At 41.0% G+C, this 8,871-nt stretch carries 7 protein-coding genes; all 7 read right to left on the reverse strand.

Translation table 11 applies throughout. The annotated features are described in order from the left end of the window. Positions 1-683, reverse strand: a 683-nt coding sequence (locus tag WC955_12215; protein ID MFA5859817.1) for an amino acid ABC transporter ATP-binding protein, incomplete at its 3' end; no start/stop codon positions are given. Then, the gene (locus WC955_12220) at positions 680-1,351 is read right to left on the reverse strand and encodes an amino acid ABC transporter permease (GenBank protein MFA5859818.1); all 672 of its coding nucleotides are present in this window, start codon (positions 1,349-1,351) and stop codon (positions 680-682) included. The genes WC955_12215 and WC955_12220, both read right to left, overlap by 4 nt. Before the next feature lie 28 nt (positions 1,352-1,379). Next, the gene (locus tag WC955_12225) at positions 1,380-2,141 is read right to left on the reverse strand and encodes a basic amino acid ABC transporter substrate-binding protein (protein ID MFA5859819.1); all 762 of its coding nucleotides are present in this window, start codon (positions 2,139-2,141) and stop codon (positions 1,380-1,382) included. Beyond that, positions 2,134-4,806 (reverse strand): HEAT repeat domain-containing protein, encoded by a 2,673-nt coding sequence (locus WC955_12230; protein ID MFA5859820.1) that lies wholly within the window; start codon positions 4,804-4,806, stop codon positions 2,134-2,136. Before WC955_12230 ends, WC955_12225 begins: the two co-directional genes overlap by 8 nt. A 131-nt stretch (positions 4,807-4,937) precedes the next feature. Further along, positions 4,938-5,735 carry a transporter substrate-binding domain-containing protein gene (locus WC955_12235; protein ID MFA5859821.1) on the reverse strand — a complete coding sequence of 266 codons (798 nt, stop codon included), beginning with the start codon at positions 5,733-5,735 and terminating at the stop codon, positions 4,938-4,940. Positions 5,736-5,832: 97 nt separating this feature from the next. Further along, positions 5,833-8,040: a glycoside hydrolase family 57 protein gene (locus tag WC955_12240; protein ID MFA5859822.1), complete on the reverse strand. Its 2,208-nt coding sequence runs from the start codon at positions 8,038-8,040 to the stop codon at positions 5,833-5,835. Next, positions 8,013-8,871, reverse strand: an 859-nt coding sequence (locus WC955_12245; protein ID MFA5859823.1) for a hypothetical protein, incomplete at its 5' end; no start/stop codon positions are given. The genes WC955_12240 and WC955_12245, both read right to left, overlap by 28 nt.

Here is an 8,871-nt window from a genome sequence, read left to right on the forward strand (position 1 = left end):
TGAGGTTTATCAAAAATAACATTAGGCGTACCGTGTTCAACGATATGCCCTTCATCCATAAAATATACCGTATCAGCAACCCTGCGTACAAAACCCATCTCATGAGACGCTATAGCCATAGTCATACCCTCATCTGCCAAAGCTTTCATCACTTCCAGGACCTCTTCTGTCATCTCAGGATCCAGTGCTGACGTGGGTTCGTCAAATAACATTATCTTGGGATTCAACGCTAATGCCCGCGCGATTGCCACGCGTTGCTGTTCACCCCCGGAAAGATTTGCGGGATAACAATGATACTTATTCTCAAGCCCGACTTTGGTAAGTAAACTTTCCGCATACTTTACCGACTCCCCGCGGCTAATCTTTTGTACCACAACCTGAGCTAAGACAACATTTTCCAGTGCTGTGAGGTGAGGGAAAAGGTTAAGATGCTGGAAAACCATCCCCACCCCGCGGCAGATCTGGTTGATATTACATGCTTTAACCTCAAGAGTGTCAACTATGATAGTACCCGTATCATAAGGGGTTAATCCATTTATACATCTTAGCAACGTAGTTTTACCTGACCCGCTGGGGCCGATCAATGCAATAACCTCACCGTCATTAATGACTAATGACACGTGGTCAAGCCCGGGCCGGCCATCGTTATACACTTTACTGACATTATCAATCTGAATTTTCATGAACGTATCTGATATTTTCTTTCAATCATTGCACTGAATTTTGACAGTACAAATGTCATTGCCAGGTATATTAATCCTATGATAAACCATGTTTCGAACGCGACAAAGTACTGCGAGTAAAACTCTCTCCCCGCGCGGGTTAACTCCCGAAGGCCAATAATAGAAACAAGTGAACTATCCTTGAGGCACGCAACAAAATCATTGACCAGAGGAGGCAGAACAATTCTAAATGCCTGAGGTAAAATTATATGCCGCATCGTTTGATTATTTGTCATTCCCAGCGACTGCGCAGCGTCATATTGCCCCCGCGAAATTGCCTGTATCCCTGCACGTACAATTTCCCCGACGTATGCACTGTAACAGATACTGATAGCGATGATACCTGCGGTAAACTGCGGTAAATTAAATACTTTGCCAAGCCCGAAATAAATAAAAAATATCAGTACCAGCAGCGGCACACCGCGGATTATATCTACATACGCAGCTGCCAGAATACGAAGAATATTTATACGTGACACACGTGCAAGGCCAATCAGTAAACCCATGACCAGGGCCAGGCAGAATGACAGTATCGTAATTTTTAGAGTCATAGGGATCGCGGGGATAAGGAACACCAGTATCTTGTAGAACAGTTCCAGTTCTTTTCCTATAAACTCAAAAAACAGCATTTTTACAACCTAACCAGCAAATATATTGCTAATCTTCAATCTTCCACTTTTTCTTTGACTCATCAAGCCATCCTGTGGTCTTAAGTTCGGTAATTATCTTGTTTATATTCTCAAGCAATTCCGTATCTTCTTTTCTCAATGCCATACCATACTCTTCACTCGTGATTTTACCACCGACAATTTTCAACCCTTTCTTTGAACACACGATTGCGCGGCTTGTCGGATGGTCCGTTATTATAGCGTCAATCTTTTTGTTTTGCAGGTCAATAAACGCACTAGCGATATCGTCGTAGCTAACAACCTCCGCGGAGACGACTTTCTTTGATTCCATCTCGCCTGTAGTACCAAGCTGAACCCCGATTTTTTTGCCGGCTAATTCATTAAGTACTGTTACCATACTATCTTCACGTACAGTGATTGACTGCCCAGCGTTATAATACGGTAGAGTAAACGCCACCTGTTTTCCCCGTTCTTCCGTAATAGTCATAGCTGAGATAAGCATATCAAACTTTTTTTCCTGCAAAGCAGGAATAATACCGTCAAACGCTATAGTCATAAATTCAGCAGTGACGCCCATCCTGCGCGCAATCTCCGTTACTAAATCAATATCAAACCCCACAAACTTACCGGTTATAACATCCTTGGTCTCAAACGGCGGATAAGTAGCGTCTGTCCCGACAACTATTTTCCCTGATTGCCTGATTTTCTCAAGTGTAGGTTCCTGTTTGTTAAAACACCCTGTTGTCATCAACATCAACACAGCAACAATTAAATACCATTTTTTACGCATTTTTGTACCTTTTCAACATAATTTCTGCCCACCTTATTTTATTTACAACACCAGGCGCTTTTTTCTCAAGCAACTCCAGTGCTTTTTCCGCATTTTGGCGTACAAGTTTACTTTCATCGTCAAGCATATTAATTATGGTTTCAGTATACGTGGTTTCGTTGATAGATTGCAGAACATATGCCGCGCATGCACGTACCCATTCTTCTGAGTCAGCCGCTAACTTGCTGAAACATTTTACTAAATCAATACTTTCCTGGGCAAACAATACATTCGATAAGTTATACAGTGTTGAAATCTCAGTCTCTTCGAGTATAGGCAGTGTGTACTGCGAAATATACTGTTCCCCGGTTTCTTCCAGAAATTCGAGTACATACGCTCTTCTGCGTGTATCAGAATCGCGCCAACGCAAAAACTTATCCCCATGATGAAATCCTTCAAGTAACCCAATTATTTTAAATATAAGCTTCTTTAACCGCAAATTTTTATCATTCAACGCATCAATCAGGATTTGTACTATAGGAACTTTTTTTACTAACGGCAAAAGTTTATGTATTATAGCGATATTATAATACACACTTGCGGTCTCGCGTTTTAAGCAATTAATAAACATCACGCGTTCTTCCCGTGTTTCAATCAAATCATATGCTTCAATCACAGCTTCACGCAAACGGTCATTTGCGTGATCAATATACTTTACCAACAACTTCTTAGCCCGGGGATCATGCATTGCGCCGAGGCCTTCAATTGCGGTAAGGATTGATTTAATATTTGATAACCTCAACCTACTGGACAACAGTTCAAACGCATGTTCCCCTCCTGTGCGGATTAGACGTTCCCGCGCGTATCTATTAACCATGGGAGCCGGGTCATCCAATGACTTACCGAGGTAATCAATAACGATATCGCTGCTATCCTGAGGCAAACCCCTCAATGCGCTGAGCCTTACCTTTGGTGCTGTGTCATTAAGCGCAAAACCTAATATTACCTTGTTTTCATGCACCATTTGCCCTGCAGCATACGCTGCGCTTGAACGTAGTTCAGGGTTTTGAGACTTAAGCATATTTTGTAAAGATTCCAACCCGCGGTCATCACCGAGTTTATGCAGAGCTATACACGCATTAATCTTGACACGTGTGACAGGATCATCGAGTTTACCCAGTAAAGCATCCCTACCGTCTTTTATCCCGATCTTCCCGATAGACTCTATTGCGTTAGCACGGACACGGTCATCTTTATCACTGGTATATTTAATAAGGACTTCGTAGATATTATGGCTCGAGAAACTACCCAGTGTTTCGATCACAGTTGCGCGGATTTTACTATTATCTTCGGTCTCAAGAATTTCCACGAGGTCAGGAATAGTATTACTGAGTTTAAGTTTATCTATCATCTCAATAGCGAATATCCGCAGGTCATCGTTTGGTTCCCTCAACGCTTTCACCAGAACCTTCTCTGCCTGATCTGTTTTCATATCGTCAATAGCTTTGATGGTAAGGTACCTCACGTCAAAACTTGTATCCCTCAAAGTAGCCAGTAATGTGCGTACATACTCTTTACGAAGGTTTAAGCTCATAAGTAACCATATACCCGTAAGTACTAGGCCTATAATACACAGTATTTGGGGGTTAAGATCTTTAAAAAATATAAGGGTTCCTCCGGCAGTTGCTATCCCCAGAGGAATCACTACTCCTTCAATAAAAGATATTGTGCGGCCCCGCATTTTTCGTTCTACAGGATTAAACAATAACGGGTACGCAGTATCAACCAACGAATTGCCTACTACGTCGCGGGTAAGTTTTGCGTATATAGCGGAACCTAACTGTAGATAAACGATTAGAGAGGAAAAACCGCTTAAAACTATGCTCGGGAATATCAACAAGACGTTACCAACTCCAAACCGTGAAAGTATCTTGTTTACGGCAAACATCTGAATCATGAATGTAAAAAGGTAAAATACACCGGAATAATACCCATAGAATGCTGTCAGCCTGTCTTCCTGAAATGATCCTGCGACGATACGGTTATACTGAAAATCCAGGAAATATACCGCAAGAGCGTACAAGAAAAAACTTATCCCAATTGCGCGTAGATAACTTGAACTAAGAACATACCCCGCTCCGCCAACAAGATCATTCACCATTGTTGAGATAGTGGTAATACTTTCCTTTTCTTTGTCGGTAGATGTGCTTGTTTTTAATCTTTTACTGACAAAAAAAATAGCAAACAAAGGTAATGACCATAGAATAAAAAGGTTTTCAGTATGAATATATTCTGCGATAACACCACAGAGAAACCCTGCCGCTATCCCTCCCAGCAACCCGCTGCCAATTACTAACGGAAATAACCGTTTTGCCTGGCGAAGGTCACAAATATCATTAGCTAACGCCCAGAACTGCGTGAATAACACTAGCCGTATAGTTTCCGTGCCGATGTACAGCACCTGGTTTAACCATTTAAAATGAAACATCAACGCCACACGGCTTATAAGTATCAATACACCAAACAAAACCGTGGTAGTCCATAGTAGCTTGCGTTTATCAAGCCGGTCAATAAAAATACTGTACCCGACAATTGAAAAAAACACTACGATTGAAGTTAAGACATACATCAACGGCAAAGACTGTGAACCTTCGGTAGATATAAAAATTGAAGTAACAGCGTTCATTCCGAACGTGTTTGCTATTATAATACAGAAGTATATTAACGACAGTGTTACAAGTTTATTTACATCGTCAGACTGTAAATTGTAATACCTGGCGAGAAACTTGAATAGCTTCTCAAATAAATTATTACCTTTTATTTCTTCCAACGCTTCTCAACAAACCAGTAATTATAAATTTCCTCATATTCTCCGGTTAAGCGTATCTCATCCAGAAAATAATTCAGCCATAAAAGGTAGTGGAGATCACCTTCGTCAATTGCAAAACAGTACAATTCATAAGACAACTGGTCCGGCAGTATACGCAACTGCGGGTACTTAACAACCAAATCGTCTGCATAAGGCTTATCAAACACAAACGCGTCTACACGGTTTGCTATAAGTTCAGTTGACGCCTGTGCCTCACCAAGATACTGTATCAACGACGCATTCGGTAACTTATTCTTAGCAGTAATTTCACCGGTTGTGTCTTTGCATACCGCAATTTTTACACTTTCATTGTTTAATTCACGCCAGTCAGATACCGCTTTTTTCCGTGGAGACAACATAACCACCTGCCCGGTTTCAAAATACGCGTCACTAAAATTAACTACCATTGCGCGTTCCAATGTCCTTGTCATCCCGGAAATAACCATATCAATTTCCTGCCATTTTAACGCGAATAGCAGCTGATCCCATTTATATTCTTTTATTTCAATTTCCACACCCAAACGTTCCGCAATTTTTTTGGCTACATCAACATCAAACCCGACAAGCTCGCCCTTGTCATTTTTGAACTCAAACGGCGGGTATTCAGCTTCAAGCCCGACAATAAGTTTTTTGCGTTCCTTTATTATGCTGATAGTATCCCGCGCAGACACAAATGCTGCGCTGACAAAAGTAAGAAGTACAGCTGCCAGTATGCTTTTTGTTAACAACGCCGTTCTGTTTTTCATCACCTAAAACCTTCCTCCCTTAATACATTTTATGATTAATATCAGTTACTTATAATAACATAAACCCCAAAAATATGTCAATAAAAGAATTTGTGTGTCAAGCAGACCATAGTCCCAGTAAATACTTGTCATCCGGTACATTAAAAGTCACACTTGACTGATGCGGCCAGCGTTCAAGTTCAATAATATCTTTCTCAATCACGACAACATACTCAATCTTATCATTTGCGACAGTAGACAACAATTTCAGTGGTACTACAAGCTCAATAATTTTTTCCATACAAATCAACAGATTCTTTTTCTCGCCATCAGGTTGCGCAGGGCTATAAAACTCAGCAGTCGGCACCTTTGCGGATAACGGTATTACTATATGACACCCTTCCGGTTTTAAGAATACAACTTTTATAACAATATTCTGCCCAAGAACTTTTTTCAGGGGAAGCAGAGTATCAAACCTTATATACAAATTTTGAAGGTCAAACCCGTAATACATAGATTGCAGCAAACTCTCCGCCTGATGCATCGTACCCCCCGCACGGGCAGTTTGACATAACCCTGCAGAACGCCATTCATAATAATTTGTTACCAACCCGTCAACCTGCGGCGTAATAAGGTTACTTGGCGGGATTGACAACTTATTCTGTTTTTTTGTTTCACTATCATCCCCGGTTCCCTTAATTGCGATATGCAGCCAATCCGGCACTTTTTCGCCCACTATGTCATATATATTCATCAAATGTTTTCTAAAAAGAAAATCAAAAGTTTCATCCTGCCCTGAAGAAAACTCTTCACCAAACCACCAGAACCAGTCAGACCCTTCCGCTGCGTATAATGATTCCCATGCCAGCTTACGTTTATTCTCATCCTTAATCCTGCCTTCATTTGTTGCGAGAAACACACGTGTTTTTGCTAAATACTCCCAGCCAAGCTGATCTTCGCGGTTACCTATCCAAATACCAAAATTTGCGTTAATCCATGACCCCGGCCATAATTTTGTTAGTACAGTTTTTTCATTACTATTATTTTCCAGAAACTCGCTCACCGTTGTCGGTTTCAAGAAAGGATGTTCGCTTAACTGGCGGTAAAGTTCGCGGAGAAACGGTTCTCCGTCTTCGTTGTAATGTTCCCAGCAATTTTCGCCGTCCAGGCAGACAGTTATTAACGGCGGGACAGAATGATGTAAAACCTTACCCCCTATTTCTTCCAACCGTTTAATAAAATTATTAGCCGCAGCAACAGGATCCCATTTTTGATATGCGAATCCTATAAGATCAGAAAGTGTGTGGTCACGAAAAACCGCGTTAACCATGTTGTTATCAATTGAAATATTATAAGCCTGATACAGCAGCTCCCTGGTTTGCGGCACATTTTGAGATAATGACCGGAACAATATTTCTTCATCCGTAGCAATCCACTTAATACCTTCTTTTGCAAGTATAGGAATAATATCTTCCGACACTGATCCTTCAGACGGCCACATACCTTTTGGCGCGGTACCAAACAGTGATTTGTAGTACTCTACAGCTTTACGCACCTGTACCGCAGCATCTTCCGGATGGCGGTACTTAACAATCAACTGTACTTCTTCCGGTAAGGATTGTTTTGCCACCATGGTATCGCATAACAAAGGAAGTATTGGATGATAAAACGGCGATGTGATGATCTCAATTTGTTTTCTTTCCATTAATTCGCGGTACTTCCCCGCGATTTTTCCGCAGACCTCCAGTTGTTTTTCAATCAAACACTTTTTTTCCTCTTCCGTAAACCCTTTTCCTTTTCCAAATAAACGTTTGACTAATTCGTCGGTACGTTTCCAATAAGGATCAAACCAGCAGAGGTTGAACCATACCTGTAAATCACGGTAATCCTGTTCCTTAAAATACATTTTTGTACGCTTAATTTCTTCAATCACAACATTCCGGCCGCGTTTTTCCAGAAGTTCGTTATACCTTGGGTAAGGCGCTACCATATTATCCCAGTTCGCCATAAAGAAGTTGTAAAGCACAAATATTTGCTCTTCTTCAGTGAGATCCCTAGCATTTTTTAATGTTAAATCCAGAAAGTTATCAGTAACACATTTTTTTGAGTACTGATCAAGCTGCCACAGAAGTACAGGAGTAAGGTTAAATGTGAGCTTCATTTTTGGATAATCATCGAGCACAGATACCATATCGTAATAATCTTTAGTAGCATGCAACCGTACCCACGGGAATAAAGACTTATTAACCGCAAGGTCCACGTATTGCGGCTGGTGATTATGCCAAATAATAGCGATATTTAAAACTTGGTTAGTATTTCCAGACATATTCTTTCAACAAAAGTTTCTGTTAACGTAAACACCCGCCCGGGATAGTATCGCGAATAGTACAGCGCGAATTGCAAATAATCATTCACCGCGTACTGCGCTTTTGCGTCAATCTCATTCCCAAAATAATTTTCAGTTTGTATACCTGTTGCCGCATAACTATAAAAATTAATTCCGGCCTCAAATTCATTCAACGGCATAACAGTAAACCCTAAATTAACAACTTCAATCCCATAATCTTTATGGGATGCAGGATACCCTGTAAAAGTATCATTCAGCATTAACCCGAATATATTACCATACCCCGCGCGTTCCGCACCGTCCCATTTACGGGAATAAAGCGGTGCAAACCTTTCCCCCGCAGTTGAATACAGGTACTCCATAAAAACCTTTGTTTTCCCGAGATAATGCAACGGCGCAGGCATTACCGTCCGTAACCCGCCGTTTATTTTTGCGGTCCACGCATTTTTTTCGTTAACCGCTGTTTGTGCCTGCTGTTGCGAAAACTCAAAATTCAAACCGTGGTTAATAATTTCAATATTATAAAAAGCACCTTTTTCCATCTGACGTTCCGCGCGTATACCTAAGAACAGTTTCTCCGGATAAACACTGAGAATAGCGCCATCATTTTCTTTCATAAAATATAGGGATAACATATTGTTATAAAGATCATATTTGACGTTTGCAAGGAGTATACTTGCATCTTTCCCTGCAATATATGGTTCAAACATCTTAGCAGCGATAAATTCAAGCCACAACCTTTGCTGCCAGGAAAGCCTGAATTTCAACGCGTTCATCCCTACCGCATTATCGTCCAGCAACAACCCGTCA

The organism is Elusimicrobiota bacterium (genome assembly GCA_041658405.1).
Taxonomy (GTDB): domain Bacteria; phylum Elusimicrobiota; class UBA5214; order JBBAAG01; family JBBAAG01; genus JBBAAG01.

Bases quoted from the DNA above. Each gene is read 5' to 3' on its own strand.
- WC955_12220 (MFA5859818.1), bottom strand. From the start codon at position 1,351: ATGCTGTTTTTTGAGTTTATAGGAAAAGAACTGGAACTGTTCTACAAG.
- WC955_12225 (MFA5859819.1), bottom strand. From the start codon at position 2,141: ATGCGTAAAAAATGGTATTTAATTGTTGCTGTGTTGATGTTGATGACA.
- WC955_12230 (MFA5859820.1), bottom strand. From the start codon at position 4,806: ATGAACGCTGTTACTTCAATTTTTATATCTACCGAAGGTTCACAGTCT.
- WC955_12235 (MFA5859821.1), bottom strand. From the start codon at position 5,735: ATGAAAAACAGAACGGCGTTGTTAACAAAAAGCATACTGGCAGCTGTA.
- WC955_12240 (MFA5859822.1), bottom strand. From the start codon at position 8,040: ATGTCTGGAAATACTAACCAAGTTTTAAATATCGCTATTATTTGGCAT.